The 19324-nt window shown below is 64.7% G+C and carries 14 protein-coding genes and 2 pseudogenes; 8 read left to right on the top strand and 8 right to left on the bottom strand.

Annotated elements, in window-relative coordinates; all coding sequences use genetic code 11:
• The first annotated feature begins 3 nt into the window (after positions 1 to 3).
• The 6 genes and pseudogenes from trbF to AC3WJD_RS16670 all read left to right on the top strand — a co-directional run bounded on the left by trbF (position 4) and on the right by AC3WJD_RS16670 (position 5921).
• Positions 4 to 822 (top strand): conjugal transfer protein TrbF, encoded by an 819-nt coding sequence (gene trbF, locus AC3WJD_RS16695; RefSeq protein WP_492747846.1) that lies wholly within the window; start codon positions 4 to 6, stop codon positions 820 to 822.
• Entirely contained in the window at positions 819 to 1739 is a 921-nt protein-coding gene (trbG, locus tag AC3WJD_RS16690) for a P-type conjugative transfer protein TrbG (RefSeq protein WP_492747845.1), read from the top strand. The genes trbF and trbG overlap by 4 nt, the downstream gene beginning before the upstream one ends.
• A 5-nt stretch (positions 1740 to 1744) precedes the next feature.
• On the top strand, positions 1745 to 2905 hold the full coding sequence (locus AC3WJD_RS16685; RefSeq protein ID WP_492747844.1) for a TraB/TrbI/VirB10 family type IV secretion system protein: 1161 nt from the start codon (positions 1745 to 1747) through the stop codon (positions 2903 to 2905).
• A gap of 226 nt (positions 2906 to 3131) precedes the next feature.
• The gene (locus AC3WJD_RS16680) at positions 3132 to 3398 is read left to right on the top strand and encodes a helix-turn-helix domain-containing protein (protein ID WP_492747843.1); all 267 of its coding nucleotides are present in this window, start codon (positions 3132 to 3134) and stop codon (positions 3396 to 3398) included.
• A gap of 376 nt (positions 3399 to 3774) precedes the next feature.
• Complete coding sequence (locus AC3WJD_RS16675) at positions 3775 to 4683, top strand: tyrosine-type recombinase/integrase (RefSeq protein ID WP_492747842.1); 909 nt, start codon at positions 3775 to 3777, stop codon at positions 4681 to 4683.
• A gap of 4 nt (positions 4684 to 4687) precedes the next feature.
• Positions 4688 to 5921, top strand: a pseudogene (locus AC3WJD_RS16670) (IS91 family transposase).
• 811 nt (positions 5922 to 6732) lie between these two features.
• Here the strand turns inward: AC3WJD_RS16670 and AC3WJD_RS16665 are convergent.
• From AC3WJD_RS16665 to AC3WJD_RS16635, 7 genes are all read right to left on the bottom strand, one after another.
• Positions 6733 to 8084, bottom strand: a protein-coding gene (locus AC3WJD_RS16665; protein ID WP_492747840.1) for an IS3 family transposase whose coding sequence is annotated in 2 segments (ribosomal slippage) — positions 6733 to 7748 and positions 7748 to 8084 — 1353 coding nt in all. Because the reading frame shifts where the segments join, the coding sequence is not laid out codon by codon here.
• Between the two features lie 227 nt (positions 8085 to 8311).
• On the bottom strand, positions 8312 to 10900 hold the full coding sequence (locus tag AC3WJD_RS16660) for a hypothetical protein (RefSeq protein ID WP_492747838.1): 2589 nt from the start codon (positions 10898 to 10900) through the stop codon (positions 8312 to 8314).
• Between the two features lie 2 nt (positions 10901 to 10902).
• On the bottom strand, positions 10903 to 11436 hold the full coding sequence (locus AC3WJD_RS16655; RefSeq protein ID WP_492747837.1) for a hypothetical protein: 534 nt from the start codon (positions 11434 to 11436) through the stop codon (positions 10903 to 10905).
• Between the two features lie 91 nt (positions 11437 to 11527).
• Positions 11528 to 13063 carry a DHA2 family efflux MFS transporter permease subunit gene (locus AC3WJD_RS16650; RefSeq protein WP_492747836.1) on the bottom strand — a complete coding sequence of 512 codons (1536 nt, stop codon included), beginning with the start codon at positions 13061 to 13063 and terminating at the stop codon, positions 11528 to 11530.
• Positions 13064 to 13072: 9 nt separating this feature from the next.
• On the bottom strand, positions 13073 to 14230 hold the full coding sequence (locus tag AC3WJD_RS16645; protein ID WP_492747835.1) for an HlyD family secretion protein: 1158 nt from the start codon (positions 14228 to 14230) through the stop codon (positions 13073 to 13075).
• A gap of 28 nt (positions 14231 to 14258) precedes the next feature.
• Entirely contained in the window at positions 14259 to 14492 is a 234-nt protein-coding gene (locus AC3WJD_RS16640) for a hypothetical protein (protein WP_492747834.1), read from the bottom strand.
• 24 nt (positions 14493 to 14516) lie between these two features.
• A complete protein-coding gene (locus AC3WJD_RS16635) occupies positions 14517 to 15941 on the bottom strand; it encodes an efflux transporter outer membrane subunit (RefSeq protein ID WP_492747833.1) in 1425 nt (474 codons plus the stop codon).
• Positions 15942 to 16037: 96 nt separating this feature from the next.
• On the opposite strand from AC3WJD_RS16635, the gene AC3WJD_RS16630 reads away from it, so the two are divergent.
• Positions 16038 to 16748 (top strand): TetR/AcrR family transcriptional regulator, encoded by a 711-nt coding sequence (locus AC3WJD_RS16630; protein ID WP_492747831.1) that lies wholly within the window; start codon positions 16038 to 16040, stop codon positions 16746 to 16748.
• 492 nt (positions 16749 to 17240) lie between these two features.
• On the opposite strand, the pseudogene AC3WJD_RS16625 reads toward AC3WJD_RS16630, so the two are convergent.
• Positions 17241 to 18275 (bottom strand): annotated as a pseudogene (locus AC3WJD_RS16625) (IS110 family RNA-guided transposase).
• A 209-nt stretch (positions 18276 to 18484) separates the two neighbouring features.
• On the opposite strand from AC3WJD_RS16625, the gene AC3WJD_RS16620 reads away from it, so the two are divergent.
• On the top strand, positions 18485 to 19324 hold an 840-nt coding region (locus AC3WJD_RS16620), incomplete at its 3' end, for an IS110 family RNA-guided transposase (RefSeq protein ID WP_492747830.1).

Below are 19324 nucleotides of genomic sequence, written 5' to 3'. Positions count from 1 at the left end.
CCCATGCGCATGTGGCGCGGAAGCTTGCGTTATGCCCGAACGCCCGAGCCCGAAACGCCCTATCAGCGCGCCGGGCAGGTCTGGGATGAGCGTATCGGCTCGGCTCGTAGCCAGGCAAGGAGCTGGCGATGGATGGCCTTTGGTTCGCTGGCGCTGGCAGCCGGCATGGCGGGCGCATTCGTCCGGCAGTCGATGCAAGGCCATATCACGCCCTATGTCGTTGAGGTCGACGCGACGGGCGAGGCGCGCGCGGTGGCGCCCCTCACGACGCCCTATCGGCCCACCGATCCCCAGATTGCCTGGCATCTCGCGCGCTTCATCGTCCAGATCCGCTCGCGCTCGCTCGACCCTGTGCTCATGCGGGAGAACTGGCTGTCGAGCTATGATTTCGTGACACCACGCGGTGGGCGCTTTCTGACTGACTATGCGCGTGCCCAGGATCCATTCGCCAAGATCGGCGAGACAACCGTTTCGGTACAGGTCACAAGCGTGGTGCGTGCGTCCGACGTCTCGTTCCAGGTCAAATGGACCGAGACACTCTTCGAACGCGGCAACAGGGTGGCGACGACGCGCTGGACCGCCATTCTTGCGACCAGGATCAGGACACCGCGTTCGAGCGACGTGCTGCGAAAGAATCCCCTGGGACTGTATGTCGATGCCATCGACTGGAACCGGGAACTCGAATCCGAACCGCCGTTGATCCCATCCGCCGCATCCGATCGCGAAGGCACACTGGTCTCGCCCCAAGCCCCCGTGAACGCGCCAATACCCGGCAACAGCAGCACCTCATTTGCCCCCGCGATCGAGAGGCAGCCGTCATGAACAGCCTATTCTTCGCAGTCTCGCTCATCGCGTTTGATCCATCTGCGGTGCCTCCGCGCATCGCTGGGCTGGTTGCAGCATCGATTGCCGACACCTCCCCCGCGCCCGCACAAAGGCGCGCATCTTCGGCCGGCCGGGGCCGCCGAGCCGTTGCGGTCGACCCGCCCCAGTCGCGTATCGACCAGGCGAATGCTGCCGCCGCGCATGAACCGCTCGCCCGCGACTTCCAGAAGGCCATTCAGGTCTATCCTTTCGAGGACGGCGCGCTCTACCGCCTTTATGCGTCGCCAGGGCGGATCACCGACATCGCGCTTGAACCCGGCGAAACAGTCACCGCGGTGGCAGCCGGAGATACGATGCGCTGGACCGTCGGCGACACCAGCAGCGGCAACGGCGGGGAGAAGCGCGCTCATATCCTGATCAAGCCTCATCTGACCGGACTGAAGACCAATCTCGTCATTACAACAGACCGGCGCGCCTATCACCTCCAGCTTGAAAGCACCGCGTCGACGGCAATGACGGGAATCGCGTGGTCCTACGGTGCGGACCAGGTCCTCGCGCTGACTGGCGGCCCCGCTCGTGCCGGGGGCCCGTTATCCGCAACGGTTGCAATCGATCGGCTTGATTTCGGCTATCGCCTCAGCGGAGACCGCCCCCGGTGGCGCCCTGTCGGAGTGTTTGACGACGGCCGCCAGACATTCATCCTTTTCCCCAGTGATATCGCGAGCGCCGAGGCGCCCCCGCTCTTCGTGGTCGGCCACGAGGGACGACTGGAACTCGTCAACTATCGCATGACCGGACGCTATTATGTTGTCGATCGCCTCTTCGACGTCGCCGAGCTCAGGCTTGGCGAAAGGCGGCCTTCCATCGTGCGCATCGAGCGCGAGCAGCGTCGCCCTGTGCGCGTGAAGGGGTAGGGGGCATGAGGACCGAGACTGCCAGGACTGATCTGCTGTCGCCGCTTGTCAGGCAGGATCCGGCCCGTTTCGAACTGCGCGCAAGACCGCCGCGCGTCGAACGCTTTCGTCCGGCGATGGTGATTTCCATATCGAGCGTCATCGCTGGTCTCCTGGCGGCCATTATGTGGACGTCGCTGGGACCGCGCGCTGCAGACGGCGCGGCGAGGCGCGATGACGCCAGCGAGGAGAAGCGCCCTGTGCTTCCCGACGCATTTGGTGCGGGGCCGACGAGCTATGCCGAGGTTCCCAGGCTCGGTCGTCCGCTGCCGGGAGATCTGGGTCGGCCGATATTGGCTCAGGAGCGTGCTGAGCGCGCCGCAACTGAATCGTCCGGCGCCAGAGAAAGCGTCGCGCCACGCCCGGCTGAAGGCCCGACGGAGGGCCAGGTGCGCGAGTCTGCGATCATGATGGCGCTCGCATCGAACGGGAAAACGCGCGGCGAGACGCTGTCAAACGGAACAAACACCGCGCCGCAAGGAGCTTTACGGCCAAGGCTGGTGTCGGAACGGGTGTCTCGCGAAATCATCTCTGACCCCCTGGGTTCAATTTCCTCGCGATCCGGTCTTCTGGCACCAGGCAGCGTGATCGCCGCCAGCCTCGTCACCGGACTGAATTCCGATCTGCCTGGCGTGGTCGTTGCCCAGGTGACCGAACATGTGCGCGACACCGCCACCGGCCAGCTGATCCTGATTCCTCAGGGTGCGCGCCTCGTCGGGCGATCCGAGCGCGTGTCCGGGGTGGCGCAGTATCGTGCGATGGTCGCGTGGCAGCGCATTGTCCTGCCTGACGGTACCGCAATCGAAGTCGAAGATCTGACCGCAAGCGACACCACCGGCCAGATCGGGCTTGCCGATGCGGTCGATCGCCATGTGGGCCCGCTCCTGGAAGGGGTTGCGCTTTCGTCGCTCCTCGGGATCGGCACTGAGCTTGGCATGAGCAACGAGGGCGACATCACACGCGCGGTGCGCGAAGCGGTGCAGCAGGAGACAGCGCGCGCGGGCGACCAGCTCGTCGCGCGCAACCTCGAAATTGCCCCGACCATCACGGTCCGCCCCGGCTGGCCGCTGCGCGTCATCGTGACGCGCGAACTCGTACTCCAGCCATGGAGAACCTATGGTCAATGAGCGGAGCTGCGGCCGGACCAGGCCACATCTGGCATGGTGCACGGTTGCTACACGGCAAAGGCATGCCGCACCTCGGCGGATGCCCCTAAATGCGGCGATTGGCGCATATCCTGCCGCGTCCCGGTCCCTCCCACGCGCGCGGCGCTGTCTGCCTCTGAGGCTCGGGCAACGCGCCCCGCCCGCGAGCTTCAAGGCCCGTGTGAACCTGAATGCAAAGGAAATGCGCATGTTGAACCACGAGAATCTTCAGGATGCAGCGATCGTGCCGTTGGCACCTGCACGCCGACTGACCGTGCGAAGCCTCGAGGCCGCCGAGATGCTCGGAATAAGCCGGTCCACGCTCTATCAGCTGATCCAGTTGCAAGAGATCGAGACCATCAAGCTTGGACGATCTCGACTGATTCTTGTGTCGAGCATCGAGGAACTCATTGAGCGGAAGCGACGTGTGCTTGAAGAGTTTGAATGCCTTGATCCTCGTTCTCGTAGCCGATGAATCAACGTTGGCACAGGCTTGAAGCAGCGCGGCTACCGAATATTGCTAGGAGCGCCGGTATCTCTGCGCGAGCATCCCCTGCGGCGCCGCCTACAGAGGATTGGCGAATGCCGATGAAAATGGCTAGCTGCACCTCTTTCCGATTTCCTCGAGGACGAGCCGCATGTCTCTGTTCAGTCGATCTGATCTCTGGGATCTGCACATATTTCCAGGGATGTGCCGTCCATACGACTGCTATGTGGGACGAGTACGAACCCGCTGGCGCGGGAGTGGCGCCTTGGTCTGATGTTGCGATGACGATCTGAAGTTGGCGCTGCGGTTGAGCGAAGCGCGAGGCGGGCGGACGCTCCTGACTCCTTCAACAAGGAGTCGAGCGATGATCAACACAACTTCCGACATTCCCGCCACGTCCCTGCGCGAGCGCTTCGTCGAAGACATGAACGTGCGCCGGCTATCGCTGGCAACGCAGCACAACTATCTCCGCGACGTCACGCGGTTCGCGCACTGGCTGGGCCGTCCGCCCGATCAAGCGACTGACGAGGATCTGCGGCGATACCAGATCGAGCAGAGCGAGACGGGCCTCGGCGCGCCGGCGATGAACATGGCGGTCTCGGCGCTGCGGTTCTTCTACACGCGCACGCTGGCTCGGCCGGACCTGACCCGCAAGCTCCAGCGGGTGAAGCACCCACGCTCGCTGCCCACGGTGCTCAGCCGAGAGGAGGTCATGCGGATGCTCGACGCCACGACGAGCATCAAGCACCAGGCGATCCTCTCGGTCGCCTACGGAGCGGGCCTTCGCGCCTCGGAGGTCACCAGGCTCAAAGTCCGCGACATCGACAGCGAGCGCATGCTGCTTCGGGTTCAGTGCGGCAAGGGCGGCCGGCACCGCAACGCCATGCTGGCGCAAGATCTGCTCGTGCTCTTGCGCGAGTGGTGGAAGGTCGGTCGGCAGCAGGGCGTGATGCATCCCGACGGGTGGCTGTTCCCCGGGCAGCATTACCTGAAGCCGATCTGCTACCGGCAGGTCCATCGCATCGCTGCCGAAGCGGCTCATGCGGCGGGCATCACCAAGCAGGTCGGACCGCATACGCTGCGCCATAGCTTCGCGACCCATCTGCTCGAAGACGGCGTCGACATCCGCATCATCCAGGTCCTGCTCGGCCACGCCCAACTGACGACCACGTCGCTCTACACGCGGGTCGCGACGCGCACGGTGAAGAACGTAATCAGCCCGCTCGATCGGCTGAGCATGTTCCCCGGCTCGCAAGCAGCCCCCGACGGCTGAGCCGTTGCGCACCTCGCTCGAGGTCGCCGACATCTTCCGCGCTGCTGGTCCGGGCTACCGGGCCGCGCATGCCGGGCACCTGAACCTCATCCAGCTCAAGGTGATGACGGCGATCGAGAACTGCCGCACCGCGGCGCTGGGTGGTCACGTCGAGGCCTGCGAGGACTGCGGGCACTGGCGGATCGCCTACAACAGCTGCAGGAACCGGCCCCCTGCGCACGGCATGCCCCCGGCATGCCGTGCTCGAAGGCTGCCCGAAGTGCCAGGGCGCCGCGGCACGCACCTGGCTGGCCGAGCGCGAGGCCGACCTGCTCCCGGTCGGCTACTTCCACGTCGTCTTCACGCTGCCCGCCGAGATCGCCGACATCGCCTGGCAGAACAAGGCGGTGCTCTACGATCTGCTGTTCCGGGTGGCATCGGAGACCATGCTGACGATCGCCGCTGATCCCAGGCACCTCGGCGCGCGCATCGGGATCACCGCAGTGCTGCACAGCTGGGGCTCGGCGATGACGCACCATCCGCACGTGCACATGATCGTGCCGGGCGGAGGCATCGCGCCAGATGGCGCCCGCTGGATCTCCTCGCGACCGGCGTTCCTGCTACCGGTGCGCGTGCTCGGTGCGCTGTTTCGCCGGATCTTCGTCACTCGCCTGATCCAGCTGCACGACGCCGGTCGGCTCGCGTTCTTCGGCAAGAGAGTGCACCTGGCCGACAGGCGAGCGTTCCTGCGTCACTTGTCTCCGGTCCGGAAGAAGCGCTGGGTAGTCTACGCCAAGCCGCCGTTCGCCGGGCCCCAGGCCGTGCTCGCCTATCTATCCCGCTATACCCATCGCGTCGCGATCTCGAACCGCCGCCTGATCGCGTTCGACGAGCGCGGCGTCACGTTCGGCTATAAGGACTATCGCCGCGACGGGCCCGAGCGCCAGCGCGTCATGACGCTCGCCGCCGACGAGTTTATCCGGCGGTTCCTGCTCCACGTCCTGCCCCGCGGCTTCCATCGCATCCGGCACTACGGCTTGCTCGCCGGCTCTTCCCGCAAGGCCAGCATCGCCCGTGCCCGCGAGCTCCTCGACGTTCCCGCGAGCACGGAAGAGCCCAGCTCCGAAATGCCGCCCGACCAACGCCCGCCGTGCCCATGCTGCGGCGGGCATATGATCATCATCGAGGCCTTCGGGCGCTGGCACCAGCCGAGAGCCCCACCGGCGATAGCGCTGCTCATCCGGGAGATCACGCCATGACCCGGCATGGCCGGCACGCAATCCATCCCTGCCAAAGCCACGTCGCAGGGGACCACGATGCTCGTCCTCCGCACCGATCCGACCACGGGAAGGCAGCCAGGAACCGGCACAACACATCCATCGCGCCTTTGCCACCGGTCCGTGCCAGGCCTGCGGATCGTCGAACAACGCGGCGCGGCGGGCGGTCATCCGCTCGCGCGCTGCACCGAAATCCTAAATCCCCATAGCCCAGCGCATGCGGCTCCGCGGGTCGTACACGTCAGGGTTTAGTACGCCTGCCGGCGCCCGAAACCCTTCGACGAAGCCCAGCGCCTGCGGCTCCGCGGGTCGTACACGTCAGGGTTTAGTACGCCTGCCGGCGCCCGAAACCCTTCGACGATCCTGACAGGCCGGTTTTGGGAAATGATGCCCGAATAGCTGCCGCTCTCCATCATTGCACGGCCTGACCGCCACGCGCCGTCGCCCGCAACCCTCGCCCTGATTGGCGATCAGAAAGATCCCATGGCGAGAGGTGGATAGCGGCTGGCGCTGTGGCAGAGTGCGGTTGCTGACCCAAACTCCGTGGAGGCAACCATGCTTGCAGCTGATCGACCCCATGCGCCTGCCGCTATCCGTATTGATCTTGGCGCCATCTTTGTTTCGATGGAACTCTTATGTTCATTTGCAAGCGGCGTAGCCACGACAGTTCCATCCCGCCAATAATGGCTGGTTTTGTATAGTGTAGCTCATGCGCAATGTGTCCGTCGTCGAAACCTTTGGCACAGATCGCGGCGCAGATTAGCGGAGAGCGGGCCTCGTCTGGGGGTTGATGTTATGCGGCGAGCCTGCGGTGTTGCAAGCGCCGATGCTCGATGGTCTGTCGCTTGATCCTTTCGCGCTGTTGGATGATGGCCGGGCCCCTGCCGAAATAGGCGTCGGCGGGCGTCACGTTGTTCAGGCTCTCGTGGTAACGCTGGTGGTTGTAGTGCTCGACGAAGGCCTCGATCTGGGTCTCGAGATCGCCGGGCAGGAAGTAGTTTTCCAGCAGGATGCGGTTTTTCAGGGTCTGGTGCCAGCGCTCGATCTTGCCCTGGGTCTGGGGATGGAATGGGGCGCCGCGCACATGGCTCATGCCCTGCGCACCGATCCATTCGGCCAGTTCGCCCGCGATATAGCTAGGCCCGTTATCCGACAGCAACCGCGGCTTGTGCCGGACATGGGCCTGGTCGCAGCCTGAGGCGGCAAGCGCCAGTTCCAGCGTGTCGGTGACATCCTCGGCGCGCATCGTTGTGCACAGCTTCCAGGCGATGATGTAGCGCGAGTAATCGTCGAGCACGGTCGAGAGGTATATCCAGCCCCAGCCGATGATCTTGAAGTAGGTGAAGTCGGTCTGCCACATCTCGTTCGGCCGGGCGGTCTTGTGCTGGAACTCGTTCGCCGCCTTGATCACCACGAAGGCGGGGCTGGTGATCAGGTCATGGGTCTTCAACAGGCGATAAACCGTGGCTTCGGACACGAAGTAGCGCCTCTCGTCGGTGAAGCGCACGGCCAGTTCCCGTGGGCTCAGCTCGGATTGCTCCAGCGCCAGCTCGATGATCTGGTCATGGATGTCCGCCGGGATCCGGTTCCACACCCGGCTTGGCGCCGAGGGTCGATCTTCCAGCGCCTCTGGGCCGCCTTCGAGGTAGCGGTCATACCAGCGGTAGAAGGTCCGGCGCGGGATGCCGAGCTGGTCCAGCGTGTGCCGTGCCGGCAGGTGCGACTGCTCGAAGATCCGGATGATTTCGAGCTTTTCGGATGCGCGATACCTCATTCGTCGTCGCCCCCATCCGCGATCATGCTTTTTTTGAGCAGCCGATTCTCGAGCGTCAGGTCGGCGACGCATTCCTTCAGGGCGCGGGCCTCGCGGCGCAGATCCTTGACCTCGTCAGTGGTGGCAGCACGGGCGGTATCGCCCGCCAGCCGGCGTTTCCCGGCCTCCATGAATTCCTTCGACCAGGTGTAATACAGGCTCTGGGCGATGCCTTCCTTGCGGCACAGCTCGGCAATGCTGTCCTCGCCGCGCAGGCCTTCGAGCACGATCCTGATCTTGTCCTCGGCCGAGAAATGGCGCCGGGTCTGCCGCCGGATGTCCTTCACCACCTGCTCGGCCGGCTTTTTGGCGCTTGAGGATTTGGGTCTCATCTTCGTTCCTTCGTCACTACGACGAGACCCAAATCCTCCTTAATTCACAACCTCAAATCTGTGCCATTGGTGCTGACGGCGGACATACGGACCATAGCGCGTATCTGAGAACTTCCACAACCTGGACCAGTGACGCATCCTCGGGTCTTTCAGAGCGCAACACAAATATCTCCGAATAGCCCGGTCGCCTTCCGCCTGAACAGGGAAGCAGGCGGATTCTGTTGGTACTAGCCGCGCGGTCGCCGGCCGCCGCCAAAGCTGCGCATGCTTGGACGTTCGCCACCTACGCGCCCGCTGAAGCCGTTGCCGAAGGCGCCCCGATCCAGCCGATTGCGCGTCGCCTCTCTTCCCGAGCCTGTGAAACTGCGCTCGCGTGCGAACCGCTCGCGATCGAGAGCGCCGTTTGCGGAGGCCGTTGAGCCGGTTCCGGAAGGTCGCGTGCTGCCCGATTGCTGCGGCCCATAGGCCTGGCGTTGCGTATTGCCGCCGTTGGTGTCCCGTCCGATCTGCTGCCAGCCATCGTCGGTCTTCTTGTAGATATCACCGTCCTGACCCGCATAGACAGTGTCGCCCGCGGTCACGACACCGCCCCGATCGACACTGCCCGTGTCACGATCGTAACGGACATAGCCGGCACCCGCGACGTCGCCACCCGACCCCTGCGAGGAAAAGCCGCCTGCGGCGCCCGCGCCTTCGGGACCGGCGCCCGCCGCGCCCGCGGTACTCGTCGTGCGGCCGGTGTTGGTGTTGTAGACCTCGCGCCGTTCTGCGGCGCCTGCCTGGCCCGTATAGGGGTTGGCGGCCGCCACGCCCTCTGCCGCCACCACACGCCCGGATTCGGGATTGTAGCGCACGCCGCGCGCCGCCGCGGTGGTCGTGCCGGTATAGGCATTGGTGTTGACCGCAGCCTGACCGACGCCACGCCCCCCGGTTCGCTCATTGTAGAAGCCGCCCTCGACGGCCCGGCCATAATTGCCGGTCCAGGGATTGGCCCAGGCGGCCGCCGTGCCGGACACGACGGTGCTGCCCCATTGGCCATAGACGTTCCACGCGCCCGCAACGGGATAGTAGGCGCCGGTGCCGCCATAGTATCCCGGCCAGTAGGGGCCCCACCCTGGCGTGGAGGCCGCGTAATAGCCCCAGCCGAAGCCGAAGGTCCATCCGACTGCGGCGGAGTAGCCGAAATAGGCGCCCGTGCCATAGGTCGCGGGACAACCGTACCATACCGAGCCCAGCCAGGGCGTGCAGGCATATCCGCTGCCATAGACGACGACATTGTTGCTGACCACGGTGCCGTAATAGCCGGGCGTGTAGCCGACATAGACGGTGTCGCCGCCATAGCCGTAAACGCGCACATAGGTCACATAGTGGAGCGGTGAGCTGACCGGGATCGTGTAGATCGCGGGCGCTACCGTGGTCGCGACGATCCACGGGCCGCGTGGCGAGCTGGCGGTGAACCAGACGCCGTTGCTCACCGCATAATAGTGCGTCGCATCGACACGGATGACGGGCACCGCGGCGTTGCGTGCATAGCTGAGCTTCGTTCCCGATATGGCGACGAAATCGGGCGTGCCATCATATTGGGCCTCGAACCTGGCCGCCTTGCGGCTGACCGAGGCGGTCTGCGGGATCGCGTTGGCGATCATCGCCTCGCGCGCCTCGGGCGTTCCGGGGACCGAAGCCAGCACCGCGCTCTTTGGGCTGTCCGCCGGGATGCGCGCAAAGACCGCGGGGAGCTTCGCCGGCTCCACATATCTCCACGGCCCTTTGGCGGAGCTCGCGCTGAACCATCGGCCCGAGATCAGGACATACCAGTCGCTGTCGTTGAGCAGGAAGACATCGGCGGGCGAGTTGGCGATATAGGCGAGCGGCACGCCCCCGATCGGCGCGAATTGCGGCTGGCCCGATACGGGAATCAGTTCGGCCGGCCGCGTGCGGACCGCGATGGCGGGCAACCGTCCGTTGGCGAGCAGCGTGCCGACATCGTCGGAGGGTTTGTCCATTGGATCGGCAAACTTCCGCTCGGTCGCCTCGGCAAGCGCTGCCGTGACGCTGGCGGGCACTGACTTCGCGAGCGCCCAGGCGGCGTCGAGCCGCGCAGCGCGCGCCCAGCGCCCGCCAAGCCGCAGATAGAAGGCGTCGCCCGCCCTCACGATCAGCGAACGCGTATTGATCACGCGCGCCACGCCCGCCGTCGACATCGGTCGGATCACAGGATCGCCGTCGATATGCACCATAACGGTCGGCTCGAACGCGAAGTGGATTTCAGGTGCGACATTGCGCACGGTCAGCGAGCTTTGGTCGCTGCGGACCTGACCGAGCGCGATCGAGGCTTCGAGCTGATCGAGGCTGACCACCTTCACCATACCCGTCGCGCTCTTCTGGATCGCCGCCTTGTAGCGCGCCTCGTTCGCGGCCTGCGTGGGAAAGGTGACGCTCTGGACCTGGATGTCGCTCAGCGTCACCGCCCGGTCGGCCTTGTCGATCTCGGCGCGCGCAGCGAACCGCACCACACCATAGCTCAGAACGGGCTCGGGCTTGCCGTCGGGGGTCTTGCGCTCGCCCGTCCGGAACGAGGCCGCGGCGCGCCCCGTCACCTTGTTGCCGGAAAGCGTCTCGAACTGGGGCGAGTGCAGCCAGAAGCGCAGATCGCCGTGTTCGACCTGGCGTGGGAAGGGCCGCGTGTCGACCTGTCCGGCCTCGGGCGACTGCGCCATGGCGGGAGCGGGCATCCCGATAGCTGCGGCACTCGTGGCGAGCAGCAGTGTTGTCGCAGCGACCGCCGGCCGCAGCCGGGCGGGATTGAGCTTTGTCATCGTCACAGTCCCTTATGGTTCGATGCGGGTGTTCGACCGAGCGCGATCGCGGCCTCGAGCTGGTCGAGGCTCACCGATTTGATCATGTCGGTGGCAACTTTCTGGATGCTGTCGGCAAAGCGCGCCTCGCTGTCCTTCTGGTCGGGAAAGCTGACGCGCTGCACTTCGATATCGTGCATGGTCGCGGTGCGGTCGGCCTTGTCGATCTCGGCGCGCGCGCCGAACCAGATCATGCCATGCGTCAGCACGGGCTCGGCCTTGCCTTCAGCGTCCTTGCGCTCGCCGATCTGAACGGACACGGTCGCCTGGCCGGTCACATGATCGCCGCGGATTGATTTGAATTGCGGCGCATGAAGCCAGAAGCGCAGATCGTCCTGCTCGAATTCACGCGGAAAGGGCCGCGCGTCGACCGCGATGGTCTCGATCGATTCTGCCATCGCGGGCGCCGCAATGGGCGGCATGCCCGTCGCCAGCAGCAGCGCGCCGGCCGCAGCGGCGGAGTGAAGCCCAAGGGTACGCTGAGAGAATTTCGTCATGTCAAAGTCCTTATCGGGTTGAGTGGATACGCGGGGTACTGGCCCGCGCGGAGCGCGGAGCGTTCGGGAATTCACAGTTTCGTGTCCTTCGTCAGTGCGCGAGGCTGGTATCCACCGCGCGGGTCGGCCTGGGTGCGAGCCAGATGATCGAGGCCGCGGCGGCAAAGACCACCGATGCAATCATGAAGGTCTGGCCCGTCGCCAGCGCGACGCTTTCCTTGTCGACGAGCTGGCTGATCATGGTCCGGGCCTGTTCGGAGCTCATCCCGCTCGCAACGAGGCGATCCATGGTTTGCTGCGCGTCGTTGAGCATGCCCGAGAGCATGGCGCGCTTCTCCTGGGCGCTGTCGTACCAGAGCGTATTCGAGATCGCGACCGCGACAGCACCCGCCATCGTCCTGAGGAAGCTCATCACGCCCGCAGCCGATGCCGTTTCTTCTTCGCTGACCGCGCCCAGCGCGAGCGTGGTGAGCGGAATAAAGAAGAAGGGCATGCCCGCGCCCTGGATGAGCTGGGGAAGCGCCAGCGTCCAGAAGTCCGCGTCGCTCGTCCACCAGAAGACGCGCAGCAGCGAGGTGAGGCCAAGCCATAATATGCCAATCGAGACCAGCCGGCGCGGATCGACCTTGGTCATCCGCTTGGCGACGAAGGGCGCGACCAGCACCGCTGCGACCCCGTTAAAGGCGGTGGCATAGCCCGCCCAGGTCGCGGTGTAGCCCATCGATCCCTGGAGCCATTGCGGGATGACGACGAGGCTCGCAAAGAAGGTGCCATAGGCGAAGACGAGCGCGGTCACGCTGACCGTGAAGCCCCGATGCCGGAAGACGCGCAGATCAACCACCGGATCCTTGTCGGTCAGCTCCCAGATGAGGAAGATCGCAAAGCCGATCACCGCGACGATGCCGAGGCCGACGATCATCGAGGAGCCGAACCAGTCGTGCTCGCGGCCAAGATCGAGCATCAGCTGAAGCGCACCGATCCAGATGACGAGGAGCGACAGGCCGACGCCGTCGATCCGGTCGTTGGAGCGCTCGGTTTCGGCGGGGCGCAGCAAAGAGAAGGCCGAAAGCGAGCAGATGATCGCGATCGGGATGTTGATGAAGAAGATCCAGTGCCAACCCCAAGTGTCGCTGATCGAGCCGCCAAGGATCGGTCCCAGGATCGGTGCGACAAGCGTGGTCATCGCCCAGACGCCCATCGTCATCGCATGCTTTTCCCTGGGGAAGACGCGCAGCAGCAATGTCTGGCTCAGGGGCATGAGCGGCCCGCCGCAAATCCCCTGTCCGATCCTGAAGGCGATGAGCGCGCCGAGTGAGGGCGCGATGCCGCACAGGAACGAGAAGAGGCCGAAGCCCATCATTCCGGCTGCGAAAACGCGCACGGTTCCGAAGCGACGCGCGAGCCATCCGGTCAGGGGCACGCAGATCGCCTCGGCGACGGCATAGGAAGTGATGACCCAGGTGCCTTCGCTTGAAGAGATGCCGAGCCCGCCCGCGATATGCGAGACCGAGACGTTGGCGATGGTCGTGTCGAGCACGACCATGAAGTTGGTCACGGCCAGCACCAGGCCTGCGAGCAGCAATCGCCCGCCGGACAGAGGCGCCGGAGCCGATGTCGTCGCGCTCATGATGTTCCCTCAGCCCTTGTCCGAGACGTCGATGTCAGCTTCCATCGACAGGCCGACGCGGAGCGGATGCTTCGCGAGCTCCCTGGGGTCGAGCGTGATGCGGACGGGAAGCCGCTGGACGACCTTGATCCAGTTGCCCGTCGCGTTCTGCGCGGGGATCAGCGAGAAAGCGGAGCCCGTTCCGCCCGAAAAGCCCGCGACCCGGCCATGATAGACGACGTCGCTGCCATACAGATCCGACACCAGCTCGACGGGTTGGCCGACCTTGACGCGGCCGAGCTGGCCTTCCTTGAAATTGGCGTCGACATAGGTGCTGGCGACCGGCACGATCGTCATCACCTGTGCGCCTGCCGAGATGCGCTGCCCGATCTGGAGCTGCCGGTTGGTGACGACGCCATCAATCGGAGCACGGATCACGGTGCGGGCGAGATCGATGCGCGCCTGGTCGAGCTTGGCCCTGGCGGCGGCAACATCGGGATGCGTGTCGATCGTCGAGCCCGTGACCATCGCGTCATTGGCCGCGAAATTACCCTGTGCCGCGCCCCGCGCCGCACTGGCCTGTGCCATGCCCGCGCGGGCCTGTGCATGGTTGCCCTCAGCCGACGCGAAGGCGTTGATCGCGATCGTCAGCTCTTCTGCCGACACTGCGCCCGATGCGGCAAGCGCCTTGCGGCGGGCAAGATCGACGCGCGCCTTTTCGAGATTGGCCGAGGCCACTGCGAGCTGGGCGCGGGCGCTTGCCAGCTCGGCATCGCCCGCCCTGATCTGCGCGGCAAGCGCGCCGCCCGTCGCCACCGTCTGGCCGAACTGGCGCCGGACGCGCTGATATTCGGCCTCGGCCCGCGTCAGCGCGAGCCGCGCATCGACGTCGTCGAGCCGGAACAGGATCTGTCCGCGCTTCACCATCTGCGTGTTGACGACGTCCGCCGACGCGACCGCGCCTGAAACCAGCGGGGTCACCTGCGCGCTGTCCGCGTTGACATAGGCATTGTCCGTGGCGACATGGTCGCCATCGGCGAGCAGCACATATCCTCCCCCCGTCGCCGCGGCAAAGAGGCCGAGCGCGGCAAGCGCGCGCGTGCGCTTCTTCCGGCTGGATTGGGGAATCCGGACCTCATCGGCTTCGAGGATGAGCTGCCGGCTTTCCTTGGGGTCGTAATCTGCCATCTGTGTGTTCCTTGTTGCGAGTCAGGGGTCAGGCGCCGTTGCCGTCCCAGGAGGGCGTGGCGGCTTGCACGGGAGAGAGGCGAGAAGAGGCATCGGCCTGCGCGCGATCGGCGACAAAGGCGAATATCAGGGCGGTGACTGCCAGTTTGAGGCCGGCACCGAAAAGCAGCCAAGTGAGGGTCTTGCGCCAGCTCCGAGGCCTGGCCACGGAGCTGGCCCGCGTGCGTGCGCGAAGGACGAGGTTGTGGGCTTGATCGATCATTGAAATTGCTCCTCAGTGGATGGTTCAGCTGTTGGCGAAGCCGCCGCCGAGCGCGCGGATCATCGCAACGTCGAGCGCAAAGGCGCGGGTTTCGAGTTCGGCTACGGTGCGGCGCGCCTGAAGGACATTTTCCTCGGCGCTGAGCACGTCGAGATAGGTGGAAAGCCCGCCCTGATAGCGCTGTCTCGCGAGCGTATTGCCTTCCTCGGCATCGGCAAGCGACTGGCGCGACTCCTTCAGCCGGACATCGAGCGCCTTCTGGCTGGCGAGCGCGTCGGCGACCTGCCGGAGCGCCTCGACGACGCGCGTGTCGTAATTTGCGACCGCCTCGTCATAGCCGCCGCGCGCGCCGCGATATTGCCCGGAAAGCGCGCCACCGGCGAAGATCGGCAGGCTGATTGCCGGTCCGGCATTGCCAAAGGTCGAGCCGCTGTTGAACAGATTGCCGAGGCCGACCGACTGAAGGCCGATGAGCGCGCCGATATTGATGTCGGGGTAGAAGGCGGCGCGTGCGACCTTGACGCGGCTCGCCGCCGCTTCAACCGCGGCCCGGGCGGCAGCGATGTCGGGTCGGCGCCCGACCAGGTCGATAGACGCGTCGGCGGGAACGCCGCGTGCGTGCAACGCCGATACTCTTGGGCGTTCGATCGAAAGTCCACGGTCGGGGCCGGCGCCGATCAAAGCCGCCAAGGCATTGCGCGTAAGCGCTATGGCCTCATCGGTCGCGGCGAGCTCGGCGCGCGCTGCTGGCACACGCGACTGCGCCTGCTTGAGCTCGGCGCGTGTGTCGAGCCCGGTTTCGACGCGCTCGGCGACGAGTGTCAGCGTCTCGGAGCGGATCTCGAGCGCGCGCACCAGCGTGTCGCGCTGGGCATAAAGCTCGGCGAGATCGGCATAGGTGGACGCGATGTTGGTGGCGAGCACGAGCCGCGCTTCGGCGAGTTCATAGCCAGCCGCCTCGGCGTCCGAGGTGGCGGCGGCAAGCGTCGCGCGGTTCTTGCCCCAAAGGTCGAGATTGAACGACAGGCCGAGGCTGAGCTCGCCGCCGCTCTTCCATCCGTCGGGGACGAATGCCGCGGGAATGCCATTGTTCTCGCTCTGCTGGAAGACGCCGGCGGAGCCGCTGGCTTCGATCGACGGATAGAGCGCGGCACCCGCCTGCTGGGCATAGCCCTGCGCTGCGCGCAGCCGTGCCGCCGCCGCGGCAAGATCGGGCGCGCCGGCCAACCCCTCCTCGATCAGCCGATCGAGCTGGGGGTCATGATAGTCAGACCACCATCCAGTGGTGGGCCAGCTGGTCCGGGACGGCGCAAGCGTCTGCGACGCTGCGTAGCCGGCCGCTGGACGAGGCGACGGCTTAGGCCCGAGATCGGGAACCGACGCGCAAGCGGACATCATCGCGGAGCCGGCCAATAGCGTGGCCAGCCCGCAAAAGCGGGTGTGTGTCATATCGATCCTCAGAAAGCGGTACTATTCGGTACTCTTATCCCACTGCTTTCATCGGCCGCGCTTGTCAACAAAAAAAAGATACCATATGGTACCGATATGGAGTTGAGCAAAAGCGAGAAGCGCCGGCTTGAAAGGCGCGCAACCATCATCGGTCTGGCACGTAACTATTTCTTCGAACACGGTTATGGCGCGACGACCATGAACGCGATCGCGGCCGGACTTGGCGGATCGAAGGCCACTTTATGGAGGCATTTTTCTTCCAAGGAGGAACTCTTTGCGGCGGTCGTCGAGGACACCGCCGCGGGGATTCGCGGTCAGATCGAGTTCCCCAGGCACAAGGGTGATTCGCTGTCGACGCTCACCCGGCTTTGCCGCTCGATCATCGATCGGGGCGTTTCGCCCGAAGGGCTCGCGATGTTCCGGATGATCAATGCAGAGGCTGGCCGCTTTCCCGAACTCGGCCGCATCTTCTACGAGCGGGGTCCGCGCAAGACGCAGCAGATGATCGGCGACTACATCGCCACACACTTTGCCGACGAGTTGCGCGACGTCGATTTCGACCTTGCCGGGCAGGACCTTGTCGCGCTGTGCACATCAACGCTCTATTACGAGCAGCTGTGGAATGTCGAAGGCCCGCCCGCGGCAAAGCGTCGGGACGCCGCTGCCCGCCACGCCGCCGCAATGTTTCTCGGCGCCTATGCGCGTGACGCGGCACGCTTCGCGCCGATCGTTGATGCGGGCCTGGGAGATGGTATTATCAACGCGCCCCGCATGGGGGAGGAGCAGCCGCGGCGCGCGACTGGCTAGCAAGCCCGCGACGCTGACATTTCGCGAGGAGCAGAGCGTGCGCCGCCTGCGGTTCACATTCGGGGGTTCGGTGGCCCGACGGCCCTCTGCCGGCGCATGAACGAACATCGGCTTTCCACGTCTGGCGCTTCGAGCACACGAGCTGGAGCTGACACAAGCTTTCTGAAAACGAGAATATGAATGAGCGGCTGCTTTCAGGATATGCCATTCGAAATGAGAATGACCTCTGTGGATGGCTTCCGCGTTGCAAGGGCAAAATGCGACGGATTGGCGCTTGGTCGGTGCAGACTTCTGTCGGGCCTGTTGATGCAGTCGTGAAGAGGACTGCTGGCCCTGATGGTGTCCGCGAACTGGGTCCCACACTGAAATTCAGGCTGTAGCGCCTTGGACGCTCGCTGGGTTGTCCCAATTCCCGGTCTGACCGGTTCGCCATCATCTCGCTTTGCTCTCACAACTCCTGCAGCTGGCTTTCGCCGCTATTCCGTTTTGCCTCTACGCCGACAGCGCCGGCACATGGCGTTCCCGATAGACTTCGCCGCGGACCATGAGGGCCCAGACGATCCTTGCCGTTTTGTTCGCCAAAGCGACGGTGACGACCGCAAAGGCTTGCGCGCCAACAAGGCGATAAGGTTGGGATCGACCGTCTCCGGCTTTCTCTTCGCGTGCCGCACCACCGCTGTCATGCCGACCACCAGCAGCTTGCGAAGATACCTGTCGCCCATCTTGGTGATGCGCCCCAGCCGCTCCTTGCCGCAGCTGGACTTTTGCAGCGGGGGTAGTCCCAACCAGGCTGCGAACTGCCGACCTGAGCGGAACTGGTGTGGATCGCTGACCGAAGCCGCCAGCGCGGTCGCTCCAATAGGGCCAATGCCTGGGATCGTCATGAGGCGGGTGGCAAGGTCGTTCTTGCGTTGCCACGCAAGCAGATCGAGCTCGATCTCCCGAACCTGGGCATGAACATCAAGGGCTTGTTGCGACAGTCGCTCCACAATGCGCCGAGCATCGAACAGCACTTCAAGTGCCTCCCCGTCAACGATTTGCACGTGCCTTCTCCAGCGCTCGCTTGATGCCTTGGGGAATGTCGATGCCAAACTCAGCCAGAAGCCCACGCATCATGTTGATCAGCTGCGTGCGCTGTTTGACGAACAGATCCCGCGCGCGATGCATCGACAACGCGGCCTGCTGTTCCTGTGACTTCATCGGCACGAACCGCGTCGTTGGGCGCGTTACTGCCTCACAGATCGCCTCCGCATCGGCGGCGGCGGTCTTGCCGCGCTTCACATAGGGTTTGACGTAGGCTGGCGGCATTAGCCGGACCTCATGCCCGAGCTTGATCAACTCTCGGGCCCAATGATCCGACGTTCCGCACGCTTCAATTCCCACCAGGCAAGGCGGAAGCTTCTGAAAGAACGGGAGCATCTGTGAGCGCCGCAATGCTTTGCGGACGACTGCCTTGCCCTGCGCATCTACACCGTGAACCTGGAAAACGTTCTTGGCCAAATCGAGGCCGATCGTGCTAATCTCCATCTGGGCGGCTCCCATGGCTCGTGGTCGCTTTGATAGCTTCCACACTTTGGCACCTAGATGCCGGGAGCGGGAGCCATCCACATGGGGTAATCGCGGGAGCGAGTCGCCCCAAAGCAGTCGCAGCATGGAAGCGGGTGGCTGTTCCCCGATAAGATGGAAATACGGGCTCACGACTGGCGCCGGGCCCAAGCATCTAACGGAGAACAGCCATGGAAGAGTATATCGGACTCGACGTGTCGATGAAAGAGACGGCCGTCTCTGTGCGGCGTGATGGCAAGCGCATCTGGCGTGGGAAGTGTGCGTCGGAGCCGAAGCTCATTGCGGAGCTGATACGCAAGCGCGCGCCATCAGCGAGACGGGTTATCTTCGAGACCGGACCCCTGTCGGTGTGGTTCTACCATACGCTCTCCGCAGAAGGGCTACCGGCGATCTGCATCGATGCGCGCCATGCCAAGGCGGCGCTCGACATGGCGGCGAACAAGACGGACGCGAATGACGCGGATGGTCTGGCGCATCTGGCGGAGGTCGGCTTCTTCCGGGAAGTGCGGGTAAAGGGGTTCGACAGCATGCTGGCCCGCACGCTGGTGGCGGCACGAACCCGGTTGGTCAGGATTGCGACAGAGCTCTCGAACCAAATCCGGGGGCTAATGAAGACATTCGGCCTGCTCGTACCCGCAGGCAAGGGAAGCAAGTTCGAGGAGCATGTTCGGAACCTCCTCGTCGACCAACTGGGACTCGCCGCTATCGTGCTGCCGGTCCTGGAGGCTTGGCGTAGCATACGCATCAGAGCAGCCGAACTCGGGCGGCAGCTTGTTGCCGACGCACGCGAGAGCGAAGCGTGCCAAATCCTCATGTCGATCCCAGGAATAGGCGCGATCACCGCGACATCTTTCGCGACTGCGATCGAAGATCCCAATAACTTCAAGAAATCCAGCTCCGTGGGCGCATGGCTCGGGCTGACGACCCGGCGCTACCAATCCGGAGAAGTAGACTATGATGGCCACATATCACGACGAGGAGACCGTCACCTGCGCGGTCTCCTTTACGAA

The organism is Sphingobium sp. FW306-1B-F04DB, from assembly GCF_058781925.1.
The sequence above is the reverse complement of the archived record's forward strand: the minus strand, read 5'-3'. Positions and strand labels throughout refer to the sequence as shown.